The sequence below is a fragment of the Bradyrhizobium sp. genome, assembly GCF_019244115.1.
Taxonomy (GTDB): domain Bacteria; phylum Pseudomonadota; class Alphaproteobacteria; order Rhizobiales; family Xanthobacteraceae; genus Bradyrhizobium.
The window spans coordinates 1-24,722 of record NZ_JAFATE010000244.1 but is presented as its reverse complement, the minus strand read 5'-3'; the positions used below and the strand labels follow the sequence as shown (position 1 = coordinate 24,722).

At 64.8% G+C, this 24,722-nt stretch carries 16 protein-coding genes and 1 pseudogene; 5 read left to right on the top strand and 12 right to left on the bottom strand.

Going from position 1 to position 24,722, the window contains the following annotated elements:
• Positions 1-21 precede the first annotated feature (21 nt).
• The 9 genes from JOZ76_RS10970 to JOZ76_RS10930 all read right to left on the bottom strand — a co-directional run bounded on the left by JOZ76_RS10970 (position 22) and on the right by JOZ76_RS10930 (position 14,972).
• Positions 22-1,725, bottom strand: a complete 1,704-nt coding sequence (locus tag JOZ76_RS10970; RefSeq protein WP_291698654.1) for a methyl-accepting chemotaxis protein — start codon at positions 1,723-1,725, stop codon at positions 22-24.
• Between the two features lie 137 nt (positions 1,726-1,862).
• Positions 1,863-3,551 (bottom strand): methyl-accepting chemotaxis protein, encoded by a 1,689-nt coding sequence (locus tag JOZ76_RS10965; RefSeq protein WP_291698653.1) that lies wholly within the window; start codon positions 3,549-3,551, stop codon positions 1,863-1,865.
• 159 nt (positions 3,552-3,710) lie between these two features.
• Positions 3,711-5,414 (bottom strand): methyl-accepting chemotaxis protein, encoded by a 1,704-nt coding sequence (locus JOZ76_RS10960; RefSeq protein WP_291698652.1) that lies wholly within the window; start codon positions 5,412-5,414, stop codon positions 3,711-3,713.
• 163 nt (positions 5,415-5,577) lie between these two features.
• Positions 5,578-7,581 carry a HAMP domain-containing methyl-accepting chemotaxis protein gene (locus JOZ76_RS10955; protein WP_291698651.1) on the bottom strand — a complete coding sequence of 668 codons (2,004 nt, stop codon included), beginning with the start codon at positions 7,579-7,581 and terminating at the stop codon, positions 5,578-5,580.
• 281 nt (positions 7,582-7,862) lie between these two features.
• On the bottom strand, positions 7,863-9,620 hold the full coding sequence (locus tag JOZ76_RS10950) for a methyl-accepting chemotaxis protein (protein ID WP_441300014.1): 1,758 nt from the start codon (positions 9,618-9,620) through the stop codon (positions 7,863-7,865).
• Positions 9,621-9,818: 198 nt separating this feature from the next.
• A complete protein-coding gene (locus tag JOZ76_RS10945; RefSeq protein ID WP_291698649.1) occupies positions 9,819-11,525 on the bottom strand; it encodes a methyl-accepting chemotaxis protein in 1,707 nt (568 codons plus the stop codon).
• A gap of 289 nt (positions 11,526-11,814) precedes the next feature.
• The gene (locus tag JOZ76_RS10940) at positions 11,815-12,405 is read right to left on the bottom strand and encodes a hypothetical protein (protein WP_291698648.1); all 591 of its coding nucleotides are present in this window, start codon (positions 12,403-12,405) and stop codon (positions 11,815-11,817) included.
• Between the two features lie 283 nt (positions 12,406-12,688).
• Positions 12,689-13,675 carry an acrylyl-CoA reductase (NADPH) gene (gene acuI / locus JOZ76_RS10935; protein WP_291698647.1) on the bottom strand — a complete coding sequence of 329 codons (987 nt, stop codon included), beginning with the start codon at positions 13,673-13,675 and terminating at the stop codon, positions 12,689-12,691.
• Positions 13,676-13,721: 46 nt separating this feature from the next.
• Positions 13,722-14,972, bottom strand: coding sequence for an MFS transporter (locus JOZ76_RS10930; protein WP_291698646.1), 1,251 nt, complete (start codon positions 14,970-14,972; stop codon positions 13,722-13,724).
• Positions 14,973-15,187: 215 nt separating this feature from the next.
• Between JOZ76_RS10930 and nadA the strand changes: the two genes are divergently transcribed.
• From nadA to nadC, 3 genes are all read left to right on the top strand, one after another.
• A complete protein-coding gene (gene nadA / locus JOZ76_RS10925; protein WP_441300013.1) occupies positions 15,188-16,432 on the top strand; it encodes a quinolinate synthase NadA in 1,245 nt (414 codons plus the stop codon).
• Positions 16,433-16,618: 186 nt separating this feature from the next.
• Positions 16,619-18,211: an L-aspartate oxidase gene (locus JOZ76_RS10920; RefSeq protein WP_291698645.1), complete on the top strand. Its 1,593-nt coding sequence runs from the start codon at positions 16,619-16,621 to the stop codon at positions 18,209-18,211.
• A gap of 13 nt (positions 18,212-18,224) precedes the next feature.
• Complete coding sequence (gene nadC / locus JOZ76_RS10915) at positions 18,225-19,103, top strand: carboxylating nicotinate-nucleotide diphosphorylase (protein ID WP_291698644.1); 879 nt, start codon at positions 18,225-18,227, stop codon at positions 19,101-19,103.
• A gap of 141 nt (positions 19,104-19,244) precedes the next feature.
• On the opposite strand, the gene JOZ76_RS10910 is transcribed toward nadC, so the two are convergent.
• Positions 19,245-20,675 (bottom strand): cell wall hydrolase, encoded by a 1,431-nt coding sequence (locus JOZ76_RS10910; protein ID WP_291698643.1) that lies wholly within the window; start codon positions 20,673-20,675, stop codon positions 19,245-19,247.
• A gap of 399 nt (positions 20,676-21,074) precedes the next feature.
• Complete coding sequence (ppdK, locus tag JOZ76_RS10905; RefSeq protein ID WP_291698642.1) at positions 21,075-23,771, bottom strand: pyruvate, phosphate dikinase; 2,697 nt, start codon at positions 23,769-23,771, stop codon at positions 21,075-21,077.
• Positions 23,772-23,796: 25 nt separating this feature from the next.
• Between ppdK and JOZ76_RS10900 the strand changes: the two genes are divergently transcribed.
• Positions 23,797-24,039 (top strand): hypothetical protein, encoded by a 243-nt coding sequence (locus tag JOZ76_RS10900; RefSeq protein WP_291698641.1) that lies wholly within the window; start codon positions 23,797-23,799, stop codon positions 24,037-24,039.
• 39 nt (positions 24,040-24,078) lie between these two features.
• On the opposite strand, the gene JOZ76_RS10895 is transcribed toward JOZ76_RS10900, so the two are convergent.
• Positions 24,079-24,234, bottom strand: coding sequence for a DUF3096 domain-containing protein (locus tag JOZ76_RS10895; RefSeq protein ID WP_291698640.1), 156 nt, complete (start codon positions 24,232-24,234; stop codon positions 24,079-24,081).
• Positions 24,235-24,474: 240 nt separating this feature from the next.
• On the opposite strand from JOZ76_RS10895, the pseudogene JOZ76_RS10890 reads away from it, so the two are divergent.
• A pseudogene (locus JOZ76_RS10890) lies at positions 24,475-24,722 on the top strand (DUF1236 domain-containing protein); the annotation flags it as partial.

The window sequence follows — 24,722 nt, the reverse complement described above, 5'->3', positions numbered from 1 at the left end:
GCGCTGCTTCCGCCGGTTGGATTAGGCCGCACGCACCGTGTCGAGGAACCTGCCGACCTCGAGCTTCAGGCGGTTGCTGTCGCCCGAGAGCGACTGCGCGGCCGCGAACACCTGCGAAGAGGCCGAACCCGTCTCACTGGCGCCGCGCTGCACGTCGGTGATCGTGGCCGAGACCTGCTGGGTGCCCTGGGCCGCCTGCTGCACGCTGCGGGAGATTTCCTGCGTCGCCGCGCCCTGCTGCTCCACCGCGACGGCGATAGTCGAGGCGATCTGCGACAGCCGTTCGATGGTGCCGGAAATCTCCTGGATTGCGCCGACGGATTCCTGCGTCGCCGCCTGGATGCCCGAGACCTGCTGGCCGATCTCGCCTGTCGCCTTCGCGGTCTGTTCGGCCAGCGCCTTGACTTCGGAGGCAACCACCGCAAAGCCGCGGCCCGCCTCGCCGGCGCGCGCCGCCTCGATGGTGGCGTTCAGCGCGAGCAGATTGGTCTGTCCGGCGATGGTGTTGATCAGCTCGACCACGTCGCCGATGCGGCTTGCCGCCTTCGACAATTCACTGACGCGATCGTTGGTCTTGCGGGCCTGGTCGACGGCGTCGGTGGCGATCCGCGCGGATTCCTGCACCTGCCGGCTGATCTCGGAGATCGAGGAGGACATTTCCTCGGTGGCCGAGGCCACCGCGTGCACATTGGTGGATGCTTCGCCGGACGCCGCGGCGACCGAGTTGGCCAGTCCGCCCGCGCGGTCGGCGGTGGCGCTCAGTGTCGCCGCCGACGCTTCGAGCTGCGCGGAGGCCGAGGAGACCGCATCGACGATGTTGCCGACGGCACCCTCGAAATCGTCGGCCATCCGGCTCATCTCGGCCTTGCGCCGCGCCACCGCACGCATCTCGGTTTCCTTCTGCTCGTCCTCGAGCTTGAGGCGCGCGATCGCGTTGCTCTTGAAGACTTCGACGGCGCCAGCCATCTCGCCGATCTCGTCGCGGCGACGGACGCCCGGCACCTCTGCGTCGACGTTGCCACCGGCGATATCCTTCATCGCCGCCGTCATGCGCTGCAGGGGCCTGGTAATGCTCCGGGCCACGAACATCGACACGAACAGCATGATCAGGAGAACCAAAGCACCGACCACGAGGACACGCTGGGTCGAACTCCAGGTCTGTGCGTCGAGATCGTCGATATAGACACCGGTCCCGAGCACCCAATTCCACGGTGCAAAGGCGACCACATAGGACTGCTTCGGCTGCGGCTTGTCGAAGCCCGGCTTCGGCCACTCATAGGATACGAATCCGGCGCCGTTCTTCCTGGCTTCCTCGACGAATTCCACGAACAGCAGCTTTCCGTTCGGATCCTTCATGGTCGAGAGATCCTTGCCGTTCAATTCCGGCTTGATCGGGTGCATCAACATCACCGGCTGCATGTCGTTGACCCAGAAGTAATCGCCATTGCCGTATCTTAGTACCGCAAGCCGCGCCAGCGCTCGCTTCTGCGCATCCGCCGCCGAGATCTCGCCCTTCTGCGCGGCCGCGTATTCTTCCTTGATGATGCCGAGCCCGACTTCGCTGAGATGTTTGAGTTCGATCTGCTTCTGCTGTTTCAGGCTTGTGGCCAATTCACGGGACTCGAGCACGGCAACGCCTACCAGTCCGATGAAGGTCATGGCGATCAGTGCATAGATCTTGACGCCAATCGTCACGTTAAAACGGCGCGGCACCGCAAACGACATATCGAACTCCCCCCAAAATAGACCTCGGAAATGGCGCCGGCCCGGGGCGACATTTCTCTCCTCGTGAAAGAACTAGCCGCCGAGCTCCTTGCGGACTCGTTAAAGTCTCCAGACCTATGGAACGCACGGTGTCATCCTCAGGCCGCGCGCACCGAATCGAGGAACCGGCCGACCTCGCGCTTGAGCCGGTCACTGTCGGTCGACAGCACCTGCGCCGCGGAGAGCACCTCCGAGGACGCCGAACCGGTCTCGGTCGCACCGCGCTGCACGTCGGTAATGTTGGCGGATACCTGTTGCGTGCCTTGGGAGGCCTGCTGCACATTGCGCGAGATTTCCTGCGTCGCCGCGCCCTGCTCCTCGACGGCCGCGGCGATCGCCGATGAAATCTCCGACAGTTTTTCGATGGTGCCGGAGATCTCCCTGATGGCGCCGACCGATTCCTCGGTCGCCGACTGGATGCCGGAGATCTGCTGGCCGATCTCGCCGGTCGCCTTCGCGGTCTGTTCGGCGAGCGCCTTGACTTCGGCGGCGACCACCGCAAAACCGCGGCCGGCGTCGCCGGCACGCGCCGCTTCAATGGTTGCGTTCAGCGCCAAAAGATTGGTCTGTCCCGCGATCGAGTTGATCAGCTCGATCACGTCGCCGATGCGGCTTGCGGCCTTCGACAGTTCGCCGACCCTGTCATTGGTACGGCGCGCCTGCTCGACCGCTTCGCTCGCAATCCGCGCGGAATCCTGCACCTGGCGGCTGATCTCGGTGATCGAGGATGACAGTTCCTCGGTGGCTGAGGCGACCGAGGATACGTTGGTGGACGCTTCCTCGGAAGCCGCGGCGACCACGGTCGAAAGTTCCTGCGCGCGGTTCGCCGTCGAACTCAACCGGCCGGCGGAGCCTTCGAGCTGGCTTGATGCCGAGGACACCGTCTCCACGATCTGGCCGATCATGGACTCGAATTCGCGCGTGATCGTATCGACCTTGCGGCCGCGTGCGATCTTGGCTTCGGCATCGCGTGCGGCAGCTTCGTCGGCGGCCTTCTTGGCAATCAGCGCCTCCTTGAACACCTGCAACGTGTCGGCCATGGCACCGATCTCGGTCTTCTCGCCGCGATGTTCGACTTCGGCGCTGAGGTCGCCGTCGCCCAGCGCCTGCATCGGCCTGACGATCGAGGCAATCCCGTTGGACACCTCGCGAACCAGATAGGCCCCAATGCCCACGCCAGCGATTACGGTTGCGACGATGATGCTCAGGACGATCCAGAAAGCGGTGTTGTAGCCTTCCGCGGCCGCACGCGTGGCCGCGTCCGCGCCGGCATTGTTGAGATCGATGTCCTTCTTCAGAAACTCGTCGGACTCGGCTGCCATCACCGCAACCGACTTGGCCAGCAGCTCGGTCGCTTCGTGGGGAATCCGTCCAACGCTCTGGCGCGACAATTCGACGACCTCTTGCACGCCATTCAGGTACTTGTCCCAAGCGCGCGACCAGTCGTCATAGATCGCGCGCTCCGCCGGCGAGGTAATCAGCATTTGGTATTTCTGGCGATCCTTGGCAATGGCATCGAGGATGCCGGACAACCTCTTCTCGCCGGCGGTCTTGGTTTCCAGCGTTTCGGCCATCACATGCGCGCGCAGCGCGATCCGCAAGAGATTGATGTCGGCGCGCATCTCGCCGAGCACGCGAACGCTCGGGAGCCAGCTCTCGGCGATCTCGACCGTGTGACCGTTGATCGCCTGCATGCTGCGGATCGCGAGCAGCCCAAGGCCTGCCATCGCCGCGAGCATGAGCGCAATGACCGCAATGATCTTGGTGCGGATAGACAGTCTGGCCATCAAGGAATCCCGTAAGACTTGCGGCGATGTGTCTTCGCCGCCCCCCGGGATTCCTACGCTTCGAGTTGCCTCGCCTCCGTTAATTCAACAGCCCGTACAACTACGGGCCACGCGCACATGACCGGCGGCAGACGGTATCAAAAAACCGGCAAACGCCAATCACGCCGCACGCACCGAATCGAGGAACCTGCCGACCTCGAGCTTCAGGCGGTTGCTATCGGACGACAGCGACTGTGCGGCCGACAGCACCTGCGCTGAGGCGGATCCCGTATCGGAGGCGCCGCGCTGCACGTCGGTGATGTTGTCGGAGACCTGCTGGGTGCCCTGCGCTGCCTGCTGCACGTTGCGCGAGATCTCCTGGGTCGCCGCGCCCTGCTGCTCCACCGCGACCGCGATGGTCGAGGCGATTTCCGACAGACGCTCGATGGTGCCGGAAATTTCCTTGATCGCGCCGACCGACTCCTGGGTCGCCGACTGGATGCCCGTGATCTGCTGCCCGATCTCGCCCGTCGCCTTCGAGGTCTGCTCGGCGAGCGCCTTCACCTCGGCGGCCACGACCGCAAAGCCGCGGCCCGCGTCGCCCGCCCGCGCCGCCTCGATGGTGGCGTTGAGTGCGAGCAGATTGGTCTGTCCGGCAATCGAGTTGATCAACTCGATGACGTCGCCGATGCGGCTCGCGGCCTTGGACAGTTCGCTGACGCGGCCATTGGTCCTGCGCGCCTGATCGACGGCTTCGATGGCGATCCGCGCGGATTCCTTGACTTGGCGGCTGATCTCGTGGATCGACAGCGCCATCTCCTCGGTCGCCGAGGCGACCGTGCGCACATTGCTGGAGGCCTGCCCGGACGCGGTTGCGACCGCTGCTGTCAGGACCTGGGCATGCTCGGCGGTGCCGCTCAGCGTGGAGGCCGAGGTTTCCAGCCGCGCCGAGGCCGTCGACACCGTCTCGACGATCCTGCCGACCGCGCCCTCGAAATCGTCGGCCATCTTCTGCATGTCGGCCTTGCGTCGCGCGATCGCGCGGGCTTCCGCCTGCCTCTGCTCGATCTCCTGGGCCTGGCTCGCGCGCGCGTTGTTCTTGAATACCTCGACGGCCTCCGCCATGTCGCCGATCTCATCGCGACGGCCGATGCCGGGCACGGCAACCTCGAGTTCGCCGCGTGCAATCCGCTTCATCGCCGCCGCCATCGCCCGCAGCGGCCGGGTCATGCGACGCGCAACTGGAATGGAGACGGCGAGTGTCAGCACCAGGACCAGTCCCGCAGCCATCAGCGAACGCCGTGTCGACACCCAGGTCTGGGCTGCCACGTCGTCGACGTAGACACCGGCAACGATGAGCCAGCCCCAGGGTTCGAAGCCGACCACATGCGCGAGCTTCGGCAGCTGCTGATTGGAGCCCGGCTTGATCCAGAAATAGTCGACGAACCCGCTGCCCTGCCGCCTCACCAATTCGGTCATCTCGACGACGAACCTCTTGCCCGTGGGATCCTTCAGGTCCGTCATGTCCTTGCCGTTCAGCTGTGGCGAGATCGGATGCATGAGCACATAGTTGCGCATGTCCTGCACGACGAAATAGTCGTTGCTGCCGAATCGCAGGGCGCCGAGGCGGGTCATCGCCCGCTGCTGCGCCTCGTCCACCGAGATGATGCCCTTCTGCGAGGCAGCGTACTCCTCCTGCACGATTCCCGTGCCGATCTGGGTCAGGTGCTGCAGCTCGATCTTCTTCTGCTGCTTCAACGTTGCAGCCAGCTCGCTGGAATCGAGGGCTGCGACGCCGATAAGGCCCACGAAGCTGAGGGCGATCAGCGCATAGATTTTCGCGCCGATCGTCAGTTTGAATTGGCGCGACACGTTGCGTGACATGCTGTGAGTTCCAAAGGGGGGTTGAGGGCGAATGATCCGGTGAGCGGCGGTATTGATCGAGCCTGTGTGTCGCTCACCGGGGAAATGCGTAGCCCGCCAGCGTCCTTGCGCACTGTTTTTGGCGGCTTGCGGACTTGGATGGTCACCGCAGGGGACGTGCAGGTCAGGCTGCGCGCACCGAGTCGACGAACCTGCCGACCTCGAGTTTCAGGCGGTTGCTATCGGACGACAGCGACTGCGCGGCCGACAGCACCTGCGAGGAAGCCGATCCCGTCTCCGACGCGCCGCGCTGCACGTCGGTGATGTTGGCCGAGACCTGCTGCGTGCCCTGCGCCGCCTGCTGCACGTTGCGCGAGATCTCCTGGGTCGCCGCGCCCTGCTGTTCCACCGCGACCGCAATGGTCGAGGCGATTTCCGACAGCCGCTCGATGGTGCCGGAAATTTCCTTGATGGCACCGACCGACTCCTGCGTCGCGGCTTGGATGCCCGTGATCTGCTGACCGATCTCGCCCGTGGCCTTCGAGGTCTGCTCGGCGAGCGCCTTGACCTCGGCGGCCACGACCGCAAAGCCGCGGCCCGCATCGCCCGCCCGCGCCGCCTCGATGGTGGCATTGAGTGCGAGCAGATTGGTCTGCCCGGCAATCGAGTCGATCAGCTCGACGACGTCGCCGATGCGGCTTGCCGCCTTGGACAATTCGCTGACCCGCCCATTGGTCTTGCGGGCCTGATCGACCGCGTCGGTCGCGATCTTGGCGGATTCCCTGACCTGGCGGCTGATCTCGCTGATCGATAGCGCCATCTCCTCGGTTGCGGAGGCGACCGAGCGGACATTCGTCGACGCCTGTTCGGACGCGGTCACGACCGCCGCGGTCAGGACCTGCGCGCGGTCGGCCGTCGTCGTCAAGGTCGACGCCGAAGCCTCGAGTTCGTTGGAGGCGGACGATACCGTATCGACGATCCGGCCGACCGCGGCCTCAAAACCATCGGCGAGCTTCTTCATGTCGGCCTGGCGCCGCTCCGCCGCCATCTGCTCCTGCAGCACCTTGGCTTCGGCTTCCTCGCGCGCCTCCTGCTCCGCCCTGACCTTAAAATTCTCGACCGCCTGCGCCATGTCGCCGACCTCGTCGGCGCGGTCGAGCCCGGGCAGCACGACGGAAAAATTGCCGGCGGCAAGCTCCTTCATGCCGGCGGTCAGCCCGCCGAGCGGGCGGATGATGCTCCGTCCAATCAGGAAGGCGATCAGAAGGCCCGCGATGACGGCTGCTGCCGCGACGGCTTCCTGCAGGGTGACGGTGGTGCTGATGCGCTGTTCGGTTTCCGCCGTGGTCGTCTCGAACGCCTGGTCGGTCCGGGTCTTGATCCGGTCGAGTTCGTCCAAAACATGTTTGCTCGCCGGGATGACGTCGTCATAATACATCCGGTCGGCACGCAGCAGGTTCGGGCCGGTCTTCTCGAACGCGGTGGAATATTCGGCCAGGCTGTCGCGGACTGCGCTGTACAGCTTTGTGAGATCCGGCGGCGGCTCGGCCACCACGAGACCGACGATCGCCTGCCACGCCTTGGTGACGTTGACCCTGAAGGCTGCGATGCTCTCGGCATCGCGGCTCGCGAGCATCCGCCAGTTCGCCACCTGGACCAGGCGAACCCTAGTCTCCAGGTCATTGGCGCGCTGCAGATAGGGCGTGTCGGCCGCGGCCTCGACGAACCTGCGGATGTCGGCCGTCACTGCGTCGTCCTGGGTGAGCAGCACTTTGCGGCCGGCCACGAACTGCTGGACGCGTTCACCGAGAATGACGCGCTTGCGCTTGAGCTCCGCGACCTGATTGCCGAGCTCGCGATAGGTCGCGCGCCGCTCATCCGAGGTCGCCGCCTTGCCGGCTTCCTCGATCAGGTCCGCGACATGCGACAGCCGTTCGCCCGCTTCAGTGAAGGAAGGCTCGTCCTGATCGAAATTGTAGCGCAGAATGGCGCGGCGGATCGCCTGCAGCTCCGTTCCGATCACGTCGGCGCGGACGGCGTTTCGCGACTGGACCGTCATCGTTTCGATCTGGTCGCGGATCGACAGCAGCTGCCACACCGCGAAGCCGGCCAGCGCGGTGCAAAACACCAACAGCGCGCCGAAGCCGCCATAGAGGCGGCCGCGAATTCGAAAGTTCCAAAACGACATGGGACGGCATTCCTTGCGCTTGCACGCGAGAGCGAACGCGGTCGACCGGGGCCGATCTCGGTTCGACGAGCGCACGCGCGCTCATGCCGCCACGGTAGAGCGGTAGTTGCCAAACAATGCTAAACGCACACGGTAAAAATACGGGAATCGTGCGAATTTCCCCGGCGGCATTCGCGCGTTCGGAATGGCGAACGCGCGCGCTACAACCCTGCGGATGCGCTCCGGCAGGGAGCGGACGATGCTGAGGGCAAGCTCCGGCGATGGAGCCGGAGCTCCAACGATCAGGCCGCGCGCACCGTATCGAGGAATTTTCCGACCTCGAGCCTCAGACGATTGCTGTCGCTCGCCAGCGTTTGCGCGGCCGAGAGCACCTGCGAGGAGGCTGATCCCGTTTCAGAAGCACCGCGCTGCACGTCGGTGATGTTGGCCGATACCTGCTGGGTTCCCTGTGCCGCCTGCTGCACGTTGCGGGAGATTTCCTGCGTCGCCGCGCCCTGCTCCTCCACGGCCGCCGCGATGGTCGAGGAGATCTCCGACAGCCTTTCGATGGTGCCGGAAATATCCCTGATCGCACCGACGGATTCCTGCGTCGCGGCCTGGATGCCGGAGATCTGCTGGCTGATCTCGCCGGTGGCTTTTGCGGTCTGCTCGGCGAGCGCCTTGACCTCGGAAGCCACCACCGCAAAACCGCGGCCGGCTTCGCCCGCGCGCGCCGCCTCGATCGTCGCATTGAGCGCCAGCAGGTTGGTCTGGCCGGCGATGGTGTTGATCAAATCGATGACGTCGCCGATTCGGCCGGCCGCCTTCGACAATTCGCTGACGCGATCATTGGTGCGGCGGGCCTGGTCAACGGCCTCGTTGGCCATCCGCGCCGATTCCTGCACTTGCCGGCTGATTTCCGTGACCGAGGAGGTCAGCTCTTCGGTGGCGGAGGCGACCGAATTCACATTGGTCGAGGCTTCCTCCGACGCCGCCGCGACCGTGGTCGCGAGCTGCTGCGAGCGCTGGGCATTGGCCGTCAGGGTGGAGGCGGACGCTTCGAGCTCGGTGGACGCCGACGACACGGTATCGACGATCTCGCCGACCGCGGCCTCGAAACTGTCGGCAAGCCTCTGCATGTCGGCCTTGCGCTGCTGGCCTGCGATCTGATCCTGCTTGATCTTGGCTTCCGCCTCCTGGCGCGCCTTCTGTTCGGAGACGAGCTTGAACTTTTCGACGGCGGCCGCGACATCGCCGACCTCGTCCTTGCGGCCGAGCCCCGGCAGCACGACGGCAAAATTGCCCTCAGCCAATTCCAGCATCGCCTTGGTGAGCGCGGCGATCGGCCGGGCGATCGTGAGGAAGGAGAATACCCAGCTTCCGAGCAGCAGAATCGCGATGGCGAGGCCGACGATCAGCAGGTTCCGGTTGGCCGAGGCAACCTGCTCGCCGGCCTCATTGCGGGCAGCTTGGGAACGGTGCGAGGCAAATTCCGCAACGGCCCTGATCAAACCGTCGATCTCGGCGTTGACCGGAAGTGTCACCTCGCGGCGCAGGCGCTCGATCTCTCCTTTCAGCTTGGTTTGCTGAGCGGCGGCTTCCGCACCCGTCTCACCGGCCGCGCGTTTCGCCTCGATCGCGATGATTTGCCGCTGAACCGCGATGATCTGGTCGCGGCCCTTGGCGAAATTTCCGAGCGCTTCGATCAGCTTCGCCATGCGCTGCTTGTTTTCCTGCGACTGCGACAAAGCCTCCATGTCCTCGGTCGATTTGGCAGCGCCGCTCCTTTGCTCGTCGAACCGGGCTACTCCCTTCTGCAGCTCACTCTCGGTGGTCGAAAGCAGGATGTCACGCATGGCAAGCTGCATGCCCTTGACCGAGACTTCCGTTTTGCTGGCGTTATGTGCGATCGTCTGCTGCTGCGTGGCAACACCATAAGCACTCTCGACATGCGCCGCGGCGCTCATCTGGACGTAGATCATGGCGGCGACCAGCGCGATTGCCAGCGCCGAGGTCGTCGCGAGCTTGGTCGAAATTCGCAGATTCTGAATGAACCCCAACACGTTCGTCTCCTCAAAAATATTGGTCAGGCGCGCGCTCGGGATGGCGCGGCCGCAAAAATTTCCGGAGGAGAGGATGAACGCGCCCTTGCAAATAATGCTTAACAAATCGTTCCGTAGAACTACTGCAATTTGAACTGCATCAATGACGGGCTCGCGAAGAGCCCGGCGGCGTTAGGCGCCGCATCCTCAGCCTCGTCACGCCGCGCGGACCGTGTTCAGGAACTTGCCGACCTCGAGCTTCAGGCGGCTGCTGTCGGATGACAGGGTCTGGGCCGCGGAGAGAACCTGCGATGAAGCCGAGCCGGTCTCCGTGGCGCCGCGCTGCACGTCGGTGATGTTGGCGGAGACCTGCTGGGTGCCTTGCGCCGCCTGCTGCACGTTGCGAGAGATTTCCTGGGTCGCGGCGCCCTGTTCTTCCACGGCCGCGGCAATCGTCGAGGAGATTTCCGACAGACGCTCGATGGTGCCGGAGATCTCGCGGATGGCGCCGACCGATTCCTGCGTCGCCGCCTGAATGCCGGAAATCTGCTCGCCGATTTCGCTGGTAGCCTTGGCGGTCTGCTCGGCCAGCGCCTTGACCTCGGAGGCCACCACCGCAAAGCCGCGGCCGGCCTCGCCGGCGCGCGCCGCCTCGATGGTTGCGTTCAGCGCGAGCAGATTGGTCTGGCCGGCAATCGTGTTGATCAGTTCGACGACGTCGCCGATGCGGCTCGCCGCCTTGGACAACTCGCCGACGCGATCGTTGGTGCGGCGGGCCTGGTCGACGGCCTCGCCTGCCATGCGCGCGGATTCCTGGACCTGGCGGCTGATCTCATTGACCGACGAGGAGAGCTCCTCGGTCGCGGATGCCACCGACTGGACGTTGGTCGAGGCTTCCTCGGACGCCGCCGCGACGGTGGTCGCGAGCTCCTGCGAGCGGTCAGCCGTGCCGGTCAAGCTAGAGGCGGAGGCCTCGAGCTCGGTGGACGCCGACGAGACCGTGTCGACGATTTCCCCGATTGCCGATTCGAAACTGTCGGCCAGTTGCAGCATGTCCTTGCGGCGCTGCGCAGCGGTGCGCGTTTCCGCCTCCTTCTGCTCAGCTTCCATGCGGATCTTGGCAAGACCGTTGTCCTTGAACACGGCGGCGGCCTGCGCCACGTCGCCGACCTCGTCCTTGCGATCGGCGCCATGAATCTCGACGTCATAATTGCCGGCGGCCAGCTGCTGCAGCAGCGCGACGATCGCCCGGATCGGCTTGGCGACCCCGAACTGGCCGATCACGAAACCCATCAGGGCCCCGAACACGACGCCGCTGATGGCCATGATCAGCAGCAGGCGCGAGGTCTGCTCATATTGCGCGCGGGCTTCCACGCTCTTCTCTTCGACGCGGGCGTTGAGGCGATCGGCGACCACGCGGATTTTCGCCTGCAGGTTTTCGGCCGCGCCGCGGCTCTTCAGCGCGCTCTCGCGCAGCCGCTCGGCGCTGTCGCTCAGCTTGGACGATTTTTCCCCGTCGATTGCCGACAAGGTCGCGGTGAGCTGGCTCTTGTAGGCGGAAAAGGCCTCGTGAACCTCGGGCAGCATCGCCTTGGCCTTCTCGTCATTCGTCTTGGCGATCTCGTCCATTCGCTCCTGATACTGCTTGAGCTGGCTCTCGATCACCTCGCGCGCCGCCAGGCGGTTTTCGTCGCGCGGATCGAGCGCGCTGCGAAACTCCGCGCGGTTCAGGGCAATCACGTTCTGGTTGGCGCGCGCGGCCAAGAGGGCGCGCGTGGCCGCCGATGACATCAGGTCGGCCTTCTCGCTGAGATCGCCAAGCGCCGAGATGCCGAGATAGGCCATCATCCCCGCGATGCCGCTGAGCAGAACGACGATCGCGAGAATCTTGGTCAGAATGCGAAAGCGGCCGAGGAAGTGCATTGCGGGCTCCGAGAACATGCAGGTTGCGAACAAGCGCACGCCAACAGTTCTCGCGACGGCGCCATTGCCGACCCAAACTTGTTCCACTGCAGTCTACGCAACGTTAACGTTACCGGCCGCAGAAATACGGACGTTGCGCCGGCAGGGCGCGCACGATACCGGGAAACCCGTAAACCCCACGGGCTTCAGGCGGTCGCTGTCGCCTAATGGCCTCTGTACGGCCGCGCGCAGTTGCGGCAGAAGGCAGAGCCGGTCGCGGCGGCGTCAGCCTTCGTGTGCGGGCGGCGGACTATTCGGTCGTCCGGCGCAGTTCCGGCGTGGCCTCGGATTTCCCCGACCCGGTCGTCTCCGACCTGATCGGCTCGATCTTGCTGCTCTCGACCTTCGGAGTTTCGACGTGGGTGGCGACCTCGGTCTGCGAGCCACCGATGGCTCGTACGGAGCGCCCGGAGCGCGGCCGCGCGACGGCGCGGGCCATCAACATCTGCTGGCCGCCGCCCTGATGATGGAAGTCGCAATAGGCGAAGCCCATGCCGGAGACCGAGCCGCGGAAGCTGACTTCGTCCTTCTTGTCGAGATTGAAACACGGATCGAACGGCATGCCCTTGATCGAGGCGCATACCGACTGGCCGCGAATCTGAAGGGTGTTGCCGGGCAGGCGCAGTTGGCGCACCGGGCCCGAACCGTTGAACTGCACGGCGCCGATCGCACCCATGTCATCGAGCACCCGGCCGGCGCCGCGGGTGCCGTCGAAACAGGTGAAGGTGAAAACCTTGCCGATGACGAACTTACGAGCCTCCTCGGCGGTCATCATTCCTGCAAACGCCGGCATCGCGATCGCGCCGGCCGTGACGGTTCCCAATACGAAACGCGCAAGCATGTCGAAACTCCAACTTGAACCGAGCCGCGGACGACCGCCGGTGTCCCGCCCCGTCATTCGCCCTGTCTTGCATCGATCGCTAAGAGCGAATTCCGATGGGCGAAGGACATTGGAAATCTTTGTCTTCAGTGTGGTCTGGTTCGGACATTCGCCGGGATCAGCCGCCGCAAGGTTAACGAATGTGTCTGAACCTCCACACACTTCCTGACGATCCTTTACCCGCTGCTTACCATACCAACCGTGGCAACATTGGAGCACGTTGGTTGGTAAAGTCTGAATGTCCCTAGGGAATTTTTACCACAACCCTGCCGCGAACCTGGCCGGCGATGATCTGCGGCGCCTGCGCAATGACCTGGTCAAGTGCAATTTCATGAGTGATTTCAGTTAGTTTTGCCCGATCCAAATCGCTGGCGAGCCGGTTCCAGGCGAGTTTTCGCGAGGTAACGGGGCACATCACGGAATCGATGCCGAGAAGGCACACTCCGCGCAAAATGAACGGCGCAACCGAGGACGGCAGGTCCATGCCGGCGGCGAGGCCGCAGGCCGCGATGGCGCCGCCATAGCGGGTCATCGACAGCAAGTTCGCGAGCGTGGTCGATCCGACGCTGTCGACCCCGCCTGCCCAGCGCTCCTTCGCAAGCGGCTTGGCCGGTGCCGACAGTTCGTTGCGGTCGATGACCTCAGTGGCTCCTAGCCCCTTCAGGTAGTCCGTCTCCGAAAGGCGGCCGGTCGAGGCGATGACGTGATAGCCCAGCCTGGCGAGCACCGCGGTCGCGACCGAGCCGACGCCGCCTGCGGCGCCCGTGATCACCACGGGACCGCTCTCTGGGGTCAGCCCGTGCCGTTCGAGCGCCAGGATCGCCAGCATGGCGGTGAAGCCCGCGGTTCCGATCGCCATCGCCTCGCGCGCCGAGAGCGTTTGCGGCAGCGCGACCAGCCAGTCGCCCTTGACGCGGGCCTTTTCCGCATAGGCCCCGAGATGGGTCTCCCCCATGCCCCACCCGGTGCAGATCACCTTATCGCCGGCTTTCCATTGCGGGTGGGACGACTGCTCCACCGTGCCGGCGAGATCGATACCGGGGATCATCGGAAAGCGCCGCACCACTGGCGCCTTGCCGGTCAGCGCCAGCCCGTCCTTGTAATTCAGCGACGAACATTCGACCCTGACCGTGACATCGCCTTCCATCAATTCGGCTTCATCGAACTCCGTGAGCGCGGCGGTGGTTCCTTTCACAGCCTTGTCCACTCTGATCGCCTTGAACGTCGCCACCGGCCGCTCCCTGAAATCCCTGAGGTTTCAGGGCATGTTTAGCCCATCACGCCGGCTGCGCAATGGCGCGCGCCACCGGCTTTTCGACAATCGGCAGGTTGATCACGGCGGAGAGCACGCCGAACAGGATCGAAAGCCACCAGATCGGAGTGTAGGAACCGAATTTTTCGAACACCACGCCGCCGAGAAAGACACCCAGGAAGCCCCCGACCTGGTGGCTGACGAAGGCAAAGCCGTAGAGCGTTGCAAACCAGCGCGTGCCGAACATCAGCGCGACCAGCGCGGAGGTCGGCGGCACCGTGGACAGCCAGGTCAGTCCAGAGACCGCACCGAACACGATGGCGGAGAACGACGAGATCGGCAGCGAGATGAAGGCCACGATCGACAGCGCGCGCAAAAGATAGATCGCCGACAGGATGTAGCGCTTCGGCAGGTAGTTCTGCAGCCAACCGACGCTCAATGATCCGACGATGTTGAACAGGCCGATCGCGGCGACCACCCAGCCGCCGGTCTGCGCCGGAATGCCGCGATCGACCAGATAGGCAGGCAGATGCACGGTGATGAAGGCAAGCTGAAAGCCGCAGGTGAAGAAGCCGAGCACGAGCAGCACGTAGGAGCGATGGCCGAAGGCTTCGACGAGCGCCGTCTTGAACGATTGCCGGTCGGCGGCCGGCACATTGGTCGAAATTGCCGGCGGCGTCGCAAGCGCCAGCGACAGCGGCACGATCAGGAGCATCAGGCCGGCGAACACGGTCAGTGCGGTCTGCCAGCCGAAATTGTAGATCATCGCGACGCCGAACGGGGCGAACAGGAATTGTCCGAATGAGCCGGCGGCGGTCCCGAGGCCGAGCGCGATGCCGCGCTGCTCGGCCGGCAACAGCTTGCTGAACGCTGACAGCACGAGGTTGAAAGAGCAGCCGGACAATCCGAAGCCGATCAGGACGCCCGCGCCGAGATCGAGCGCGAGCGGCGTTGCCGCATAGCGCATCAAGTGCAGGCCGCCGGCATAGAGCAGCGCGCCGACGCACATGACCCGGAGAATCCCGAAACGATCGGCGATGGCGCCCGCAAGGGGCTGGCCGAGACCCCACAGCAGGTTCTGGATAGCGAGCGCAAGACCGAACACGTCGCGGCCCCATGCAAACTCGCCGCTCATCGGCTGCACGAAGAAGCCGAGGCTGGACCGCGGGCCAAAACTCAACATGGCGATCAGACAACCGCAGGCGATGATGATGAGCGGCGTGCGCCAATTGACAGGTCCGCTCACCGGACGCAGGTCGCCTGAGGTCGTCGACATCTGGGGTTCTCTCCCTTATTGCGCGCGGACCCGAATCCGGCCGGCTCACGGGATTAATGCATCTGCATGAAAGCGCCAATCCGATTTGCGACAGAAGCTTTGTTCGCAGGGCAGCGTTGCAATTCAGCCATCCCCGACCCGGCGGATTTCCCACTGCACGCTCTGGCGGCAGGCGCGAGGACATGCTATATACGTTTTGCTCGTTATGAGAATAAGTGGATCGCGCGATCGCTGCTGAGACCGCAGGATTGATCCTGTTCGAGCTTGGTGCAGCACCAGAACATTCCGGCCTGCCACGGCCGGATTTATCGGAGCTCATATATACTCAATATGAGTATATATACGTTTCTGAGGAGGTTTCGATGCCGATTGCTGGAATTCTTGGTCCCGATGACTTGGCCATCGGAAGTCGCGGCAGCTTCACCCGTCCACCCAGCCCACAAGGCTCATCAAGCAACCGCAGGCCCGCGCTCGAATGGAACGGCGAGGTCGAACGCGCCACCGCGCATCTCTACGAGCGCGTCAGGAACGTGATCCCGCCAGTCGAGTGGCCGCTGATGGCGCCTTACGTCAAGGCGATCAACGAACTGAAGGCCGAGCGCGGCGCGGTAATCCTGGCGCACAACTATCAGACGCCGGAAATCTTCCACTGCGTCGCCGACATCACCGGCGACTCGCTGCAGCTTGCGATCGAAGCCAGCAAGGTGCAGGCCGACATCATCGTCCAGTGCGGCGTGCACTTCATGGCGGAGACCTCAAAAATTCTCAATCCGGAGAAGCGGGTCCTGATTCCGGATTCCCGCGCCGGCTGCTCGCTCGCCGCGAGCATCACCGGCGCCGACGTGCGGCTGCTGCGCGAACGTTTTCCCGGCGTGCCGGTCGTGGCCTATGTCAACACCTCGGCCGAGGTGAAGGCCGAAGTCGACATCTGCTGCACCTCGTCGAACGCGCTGCAGGTGGTCGAAAGCCTCGACGCACCGACCGTGATCTTCCTGCCCGACCAGTACCTCGCGAAATACGTGGCGTCCCAGACGCGTGTCAAGATCATCGCCTGGACCGGCGCCTGCGAGGTGCATGAGCGCTTCACCGGCGAGGAGCTGCGCGCTTATCGCGATGCGGATCCGACCGTGCAGATCATCGCGCATCCCGAATGCCCGCCGGATGTGCTCGCCGAAGCCGACTTCACCGGATCGACCGCGCACATGATCAAATGGGTGCGCGACAACCGCACGAGGCGCGTCGTCATGATCACCGAATGCTCGATGGCCGACAACGTCCAGGCCGAGCTGCCCGATGTCGAGATGGTCAAGCCGTGCAATCTATGCCCTCACATGAAGCGCATTACGCTACAGAACATCTTTGAGAGTCTGCTGTTCCTGCGCGAGGACATCGTGATCGATCCCGAGATCGCACAGCGCGCGCGGCGTTCGGTGGAGCGCATGATCAATCTGAAGCACTGACGGCGCTCCCAAAACTGAGCTGTCGTTCCGGCGCAAGCCGGGACCCATAACCCCAGGCAGAAATATTCGAGCGAAAGCCAACCGCGAGTCTCGCACAACAATTCCCACTTGTGATTATGGCTCCCCGCTTTCGCGGCGCGACGAATGCGCTGAACAGCGAGGCGACGACAAACCGGAGGACGCAATATGCGTAACCAAATTGAAGACATCCGCAACACGCCAAACGTCGTCATCGTCGGCGGCGGCCTTGCGGGATTGTTTTGTGCGCTGAAACTTGCGCCGCGGCCGGTCACAGTTATCACGGCGGCGCCGCTCGGCGAGGGTGCATCCAGCGCCTGGGCGCAGGGCGGCATCGCCGCGGCGGTCGCGGAGGGCGACAGCCCTGAGGCGCATGCCGCGGATACGATTGCGGCCGGCGCTGGTCTCGTCGACGCGGACGTCGCGCATGGCTTGGCGCGCGAGGCGCCGGCGCGCATCGACGATCTGCTGCGCTACGGCGTTCCGTTCGACCGCGACCTCGAAGGCCATCTCGCGGTCGGCCGCGAGGCCGCGCACTCGGCGCGCCGCATCGTGCATGTCCAAGGTGACCGGGCCGGACAGGCGATCCTCGCCGCGCTGACCACGGCGGTTCGTGCCACGCCTTCGATCCGGGTCGTCGAGGGCTACCTCGCCGAGGAGCTTCTCACCGCGGACGGCGCGGTCACCGGACTGCGGCTGCGCAAGGCCGGCGATCCCATCGCCAAGCCCGTGACGATCGCGGCCCGTGCGATCGTGCTCGCCACCGGCGGCATCGGTCATCTCTACGCGGTGACGACCAATCCGCCTGAAGCGCGCGGCCTCGGCCTTGCGATTGCGGCGCGCGCCGGTGCCGTCATCGCCGATCCCGAATTCGTGCAGTTCCATCCGACCGCGATCATGGTCGGGCGCGATCCCGCGCCGCTTGCGACCGAGGCGCTGCGCGGCGAAGGCGCGGTCCTGATCAACGGCAATGGCGAGCGCTTCATGCAAGCCGTCCATCCGTTGGCCGAACTCGCTCCGCGCGACATCGTGGCGCGCGGCGTGTTCGCGGAGGTGGCTGCCGGCCGCGGCGCATTCCTCGACGCACGCGACGCACTCGGCGCGCGCTTCGCCGAAAAATTCCCGACCGTCCATGCGAGCTGCCGGGCCGCCGGCATCGATCCGGCGCGAGAACCGATCCCGGTCGCGCCGGCCGCGCATTATCACATGGGCGGCATCGCCGTCGACGCGCGTGGCCGCAGTTCGGTGCAGGGCCTGTGGGCTGCCGGCGAAGTGTCGTGCACCGGCGCGCATGGCGCCAATCGGCTCGCGTCCAACTCGCTGCTGGAAGCCGTGGTCTACGCCGCGCGGATCGCGGAGGACATCTTGGGCTGCGAGATCCCCTCGCCTGCGCATCTTGCGGAGCAGCCTGTGCCGCGCAACTGCGCGTTCCCCGCGCTGGCGGCCCAGAACCTTCGCGCCATGATGACCTCGCATGTCGGCGTGGTCCGTGATCGCGAGCGCCTCGCTGAGGCGGTGCGCAGCTTTGCCGCGATCGAGCGCGACACCGGCAACATTGCCCTCCGCAACATGGCGATCACGGCGCTGCTGGTCGCCGCCGCGGCGTTCGCACGGCGGGAAAGCCGCGGCGGACACTATCGATCCGACCATCCGACCGAGAGCCCCCTTGCCCGGCGCACCATGACGACCCTCGTCCAAGCGCGCGAGATCGCGGACCGCCTCGCGGAACTGAAGCGAACGCCGCAGCCAATCACAGCATGAATGGAACCAACCCATGACGACGATCTCAGCCCTCCTGCACCCTGACGCCTTTCTCTCGCCGCTCGCGATCGACGCCGCCGTGCTGCGCGCGCTCGACGAAGATCTCGGCCGCGCCGGCGACATCACTTCGATCGCCACCATTCCCGAAGACACGAGAGCGCGCGCGGTCATGGTGGCGCGCCAGGCCGGCGTGATCGCGGGCCTGCCGCTTGCCTTCGCGACGCTTCACAAGCTTGCGCCCGATATCGAGATCGCGGCGCATTGCCGCGACGGTGCGGAAGTGGCGAAAGGCACGCATCTCCTGACCATCGCGGGACCCGCTCGCGCGGTGCTCACCGCCGAACGCACCGCGCTCAATTTCGTCGGGCGCCTCTCCGGCGTCGCCACGCTCACCGCGGACTACGTCCGTCGCGCCGCGGGGACAAACATGCGCATCTGCTGCATCCGCAAGACCACGCCGGGCCTGCGCGCGCTGGAAAAGTACGCCGTGCGCTGCGGCGGCGGTTTCAACCACCGCTTCGGCCTCGATGATGCGATCCTGATCAAGGACAACCACATCGCGGTCACCGGCGGCATCCGCCCGGTGCTGGAGCGCGCCCGCGCGCATGCCGGCCATCTCGTCGCGGTCGAGATCGAGGTCGATACGCTGGCGCAGCTCCGCGAGGTGCTCGACACTGGCCTCGCCGACGTCGTGCTGCTCGACAACATGGATATCCCAACGCTGACGGAGGCGGTGAAGATCGCGCAAGGCCGCCTTGTGCTGGAGGCCTCCGGCGGTGTCACACTGGATTCCATCGCCAAGATCGCGGCGACCGGCGTCGACTACGCGTCCTCAGGAGCACTGACGCATTCCGCACCGAGTTTCGACGTCGCGCTTGATATCGAGGTGTGACGTTTGACGCCGTCATTGCGAGCGAAGCGAAGCAATCCGGAGATGCCTCAGCAGGAAACATTCTGGATTGCTTCGGCGCGGAGCCTGTCATCGGGCCGCGCATCGCGCGGACCCGTTGGCGCCTCGCAATGACGGCAAGTGCTATCGCCTGACCGAATTCGGATTGATTTCCGCTTCGCTCTTGGCTTCCTCGGCGAGTTCCTGCGAGATGGCCGCGGTCTGCGCCGGCGTGCCCCAGCTCGGTGCCTCGCTGCCGTCGCCCCAGGCCTTCGGCCGATAGAAGGTGTGGACGCCATAGCGGTACAGCTTCTTCATCTCGCCGACCCAGGAGGGGCGCACATAATAGGCGTGATAATGCGTCGACTTGCCCACTTCAGGGAGCCAGATCAGACCGTCGAGCATCGCCTTGGCGATCTTTTTGGCGCGCTCCCACATGTCGGGCTCGCGGATCACGTCGGTATTGCTTTCGCAGGCGAAGGTGAACTGGCAGACGGTATGCCGGTACTTGCTCTGATAGACCACGGCGCACACCGTGCTGGGGTAGAAGCCGGAAAACGCGCGGTTCAGCACCACCTGCGCCACGGCGATCTGGCCGCGCACCGCCTCGCCGCGCGCCTCGAAATAGACCGCTTCGGCCAGGCATTTTTCGGATTTCGCCCGCAGCTTCGCATCGAGCAGGCCGAGCCGTTCGGCCGGCGTCCTCGTGCGCTGGTCGTCGGCATTGACTTCGCCCTTCGGCGCGATGCTTTCTCCGGCCTTCGACGCAGCGTCCGGCACCTGCGGCAGTTTGAGATCGGGATCGGGAACGACGATCAGCGGCTCCTCGCCGGGCCGCCAGCGCTCCATGCTCCCGGTCGCGCCACCCAGCGAGGCGTTGCCGAAATAGAGGCTCGCGGTCTTGATGTTGAAGCCGTCGCGCGAGGTCCCCTGATCGGCGCCGATCCCGGTCGAATCCGGCGCCGCCTTCAACTCGTCGAGCCGCTGCTGTTCGACCGTCGCCGAGACGTCATATTGCGGCAGCGGCGCCGCGTTCAGCGCGGCCTGCAATTCGGGATCGAGCGGCGTCGCGCCGCTCGCGCCAGCCTCCGCTGTCCTGGCGCCGAACACCGAGGCATTCGAGTTTGCCGGATCCTCCTTGGCGGGCGCGGCTGGCGCCGGCGCCGCGGGCTCGGGAGTGTTTTGTGGCGTGACGACGAGCCGGTCGCCTTTCAGCGCCCGGTTGACGGTTGGGAAATCGGAGGCCTGATAGCGCGATGGAACCTGCAGCGCGGGATTGCGCGGCAGCGCGCCCGTGACGTCAATGCCCTGCGGATCGAGGCTCGCCAGCCGATAGGCGGCGGCTTGCGGCGTGGAGGCTCCGATCGGAACGGAGAAGCTGTAGGTGGCAAGCTGGATCGATGAGGCGCCTGCGAAGGCACGCTTCTGCCAGCGCTCGGCGACGCCCGGTTGGCGCGCCAGCAAGGAGCCGATGTCCTGATATCCGGTCTCGGTCGGCATCAATGCGAAGAGACAGAGACCGAATCCGAAGGACGCGAACCGCGCGCCCTTCGGATGGTTACGCAACACAAGCATCAGTTACGCTCACGCAACGCTTACTTATCGAGCCGAATTTCAGTGCATCCGTAAAATTCGACCGTTTCTGTTGGTAACGAATTTTGGTTGCCGGGGCGTTAATCCACGTTGCAGAGGAGACACAGACAAGACGCGAAGTTGTAGACCACGATCACACCAAAAACATTGGTAAATGGCCGCTCGACGCGAGTGGTAAAGATCCGGTCAACGAAGAAGGTGAAAAAAATCCGCGCGGCCGTGCCAATCCGGGACAGCATGATAGCGACTGAGTCGTCATTCCGGGGCGCGAGTGAAACGAGCGAAGCTAAGGTGGGCAAGGCGCGCTTGTGCCCATCAACGATGGAGCGCGCGTCTCGGTGGGCACGCTTCGCTTTGCCCACCCTACTGATTTCGACTTGCTTACGCCGTGCTCGTCACCTGCTTGCCGAGCGCGGCCTGCGCGGCGGCGAGGCGCGCAATCGGCACGCGATAGGGCGAGCACGAGACGTAGTTCAGCCCGATCTCGTGGCAGAATGCCACCGAGGCGGGGTCGCCGCCATGCTCGCCGCAGATGCCGACCTTCAGGTCACGCCGGGTTTTGCGGCCGCGCTCCACGCCAATCTTGACGAGCTCGCCGACGCCCTCGCGATCGAGCGAGATGAACGGATCGATCTCCAAAATCCCTTTCGCGACGTAGGCGCCGAGGAAGCTCGCGGCATCGTCGCGGCTGATGCCGTAGGTCGTCTGCGTTAGATCGTTGGTGCCGAACGAGAAGAACTCGGCGCTCTTGGCGATGTCGCCGGCGAGCAGGCAGGCGCGCGGCAGCTCGATCATGGTGCCGACCTGATAGGTGAGCTTTTTGCCGGTCTCGCGCATCACGGCCTGTGCCGTGGCATCGATCCGCGCCTTGACGAGATCGAGCTCGGCCTTGGTCGCGATCAGCGGCACCATCACCTCGAGCCCGACCGCCTCGCCGGTGCGCTTTTGCGCTTCCACCGCAGCCTCGAATATCGCGCGCGCCTGCATCTCGGCGATCTCCGGATAGGCGATCGCGATGCGGCAGCCGCGGAAGCCGAGCATCGGATTGAACTCGGCAAGCTCGCGGGCGCGATCGGCGAGCCGGCGCGGATCGGTGTTCATGGCGCGCGCGACTTCCTCGATCTCCGCGGTGGTATGCGGCAAGAACTCGTGCAGCGGCGGATCGAGCAGCCGGATCGTCACCGGCAGCCCCTTCATGATCTCGAACAGCTCGATGAAATCGGCGCGCTGCATCGGCAAGAGGCGCGACAGCGCGGCGCGGCGGACCTGCTCTTCCTCGGCCAGAATCATCTCGCGCACAGTGCGGATTCGGGTCTCCTCGAAGAACATGTGCTCGGTGCGGCAGAGCCCGATGCCCTCGGCGCCGAACTTGATCGCGGTGCGCGCGTCCTCGGGCGTATCGGCATTGACGCGGACGCCGATCTTGCGCGCCTCGTCGGCCCAGCCCATCAGCGTGCCGAACTCGCCCGACAGCTCCGGCTCGATCATCGGCATGCGGCCGGCGAGCACCTGGCCCATCGAGCCGTCGATGGTGATGACGTCGCCGGTCTTGAAGGTACGCGAGCCGATGCTCATGGTGCCGCGGCCGTAATCGACGCGGATCGAACCGCAGCCGGAGACGCAGGGTTTTCCCATGCCACGCGCCACCACGGCGGCATGCGAGGTCATGCCGCCGCGGGTGGTCAGAATGCCTTCGGCCGCGTGCATGCCGTGAATGTCTTCCGGCGAGGTCTCGATCCGCACCAGGATGACCTTGTGGCCGTCGGCCTGCAGTTTGGCAGCTTCATCCGAGGAGAACACGATCTCGCCCGACGCAGCGCCGGGCGAGGCCGGCAGGCCCGTCGCGATCACGTCGCGCTTGGCGGCGGGATCGATGGTCGGATGCAAGAGCTGATCGAGCGAAGCCGGGTCGATCCGCGACACCGCGTCCTTCTGCGAGATCAGGCCCTCATTGGCGAGCTCGACCGCGATCTTAAGCGCCGCCTTCGCGGTGCGCTTGCCGGAGCGGGTCTGCAACATCCACAATTTGCCGCGCTCGACCGTGAACTCCATGTCCTGCATGTCGCGGTAATGCTTTTCCAGCATCGTATAGATCCGCGTCAGCTCCTCGAACGCCTCGGGCATCGCGGTTTCCATCGACGGCTTGTCGGAGCCGGATTCCTCGCGCGCCTCCTCGGTGATGTCCTGCGGGGTCCGGATGCCGGCGACGACGTCCTCGCCCTGCGCGTTGATCAGGAACTCGCCGTACAGCTTGCTTTCGCCGGTCGAGGGATTACGCGTGAACGCAACGCCGGTCGCCGAGGTCTCGCCCATGTTGCCGAACACCATGGCCTGCACATTGACCGCGGTGCCCCAGGATTCCGGAATGTCGTGCAGCTTGCGGTAGGTCACCGCACGCGCGTTCATCCAGGATGAAAACACCGCGCCGATCGCACCCCAGAGCTGGTCGTGCGGATCCTGCGGAAATTCCTTGCCGGTCTCCTGCGCCACCGCCTCCTTGTAGCGGCCGACCAGTTCGACCCAGTCCTCGGCCGACAGGTCGGTGTCGAGCTGATAGCCCTGGCTGTCCTTGAAGGTGTCGAGGATGTCCTCAAAATGATGATGTTCGAGGCCGAGCACGACGTCGGAATACATCGTGATGAAGCGCCGGTAGCTGTCATAGGCAAAGCGCCGGTCGCCGGACATTTCGGCGAGGGCTTCGACCGTCGTGTCGTTCAGCCCCAGGTTGAGCACGGTGTCCATCATGCCGGGCATCGACGCGCGGGCGCCCGAGCGCACCGACACCAGCAGCGGATTCTCGGCATCGCCGAATGCCTTGCCGGTCAGCTTGCCGACGTGATCGAGGGCCTTCTCGACCTGCGCCTTCAACTCCTTCGGATAGGTCTTGTCGTGCTCATAGAAATAGGTGCAGACCGAGGTCGGGATGGTGAAGCCGGGCGGCACCGGCAGGCCGAGATTGGCCATCTCGGCGAGGTTGGCGCCCTTGCCGCCCAGAAGGTCTTTCAGGCCCGCTTTGCCCTCGGCCTTACCGTCGCCGAACGTATAGACCCATTTATTCGGCTTCACGGCCTCGGCCACAGGCGCCTTGGAGGGCGCGGCCTTCTTGGCCGGCTTTGCGGCGACAGCCTTTGCTGCCGGCGCCTTTACAGCGGGGGCTTTGGCGGCCGGTTTTGGGGCGCTCTTCTTCACCGCCTGGCGGGCGCTCGCGGGCGGCGCGGCCTTGGCTCGGGCCTGCGGGGATGACTTTGATTTCATAGCGGTTTTCTTCAATCTGGAAGCGGCTTTGGCCATGATCTACATCAATCCGCGAAAGTGTGAGGAATTTGCGCGCCTTACACCATTTTGAACGGTTCCGCGCAAGGCGGCTGCCAGCGGAATCTGGGCATTAAAGGTGCAACCAACGGAGTAGGCCGAGCCCGATCAGGCCGTTCAGGATCAGGAAGATGGCCACGATGAAGTTGAGCAGCCGCGGCATGATCAGGATCAGCACGCCAGCGATCAGCGACATGATCGGTGTAATATGGGCAACCGTGAGGGTCATCAGTCCAACTCGCTGCTGAGGAGATTTTCGGGAAAGGCGATTCGGGGACGGCCATCTTAGCTACGCGCATCGCCTGGGCATAGAATACGCCTGTGGCGTCAATGCGGTTCCCCTGATCGGAACGATCGGCCCACGACCACGTGCCGCAGGGCGGGAACGATGCGCGACGAGATGCATTGGGTTTCCTGAGATTGCGGCCCGGCGCGAGCCGGATCGCATTGATCATGAGGAGTTGGCCTTATGCGAAACAAGACACTTGCTGCTCTGACACTCGCGGCCGTCATCGCGCTCCCTGTGGCGGCGCAGGCCCAGGGATATACGACCGGCGCCGTGCGGGGACCGGCCGTCATCCTCGATGACGACGCCGGGATAGCGGTCGAACAGCGGCCGGCGTTTCGCGAATATGTGATCCGCGAGCGCATCCCCAACTACACCATGCCGGAACGCGTGATCGTCGGCGGCATTCTCCCCGAAACCGGCGTGACCTA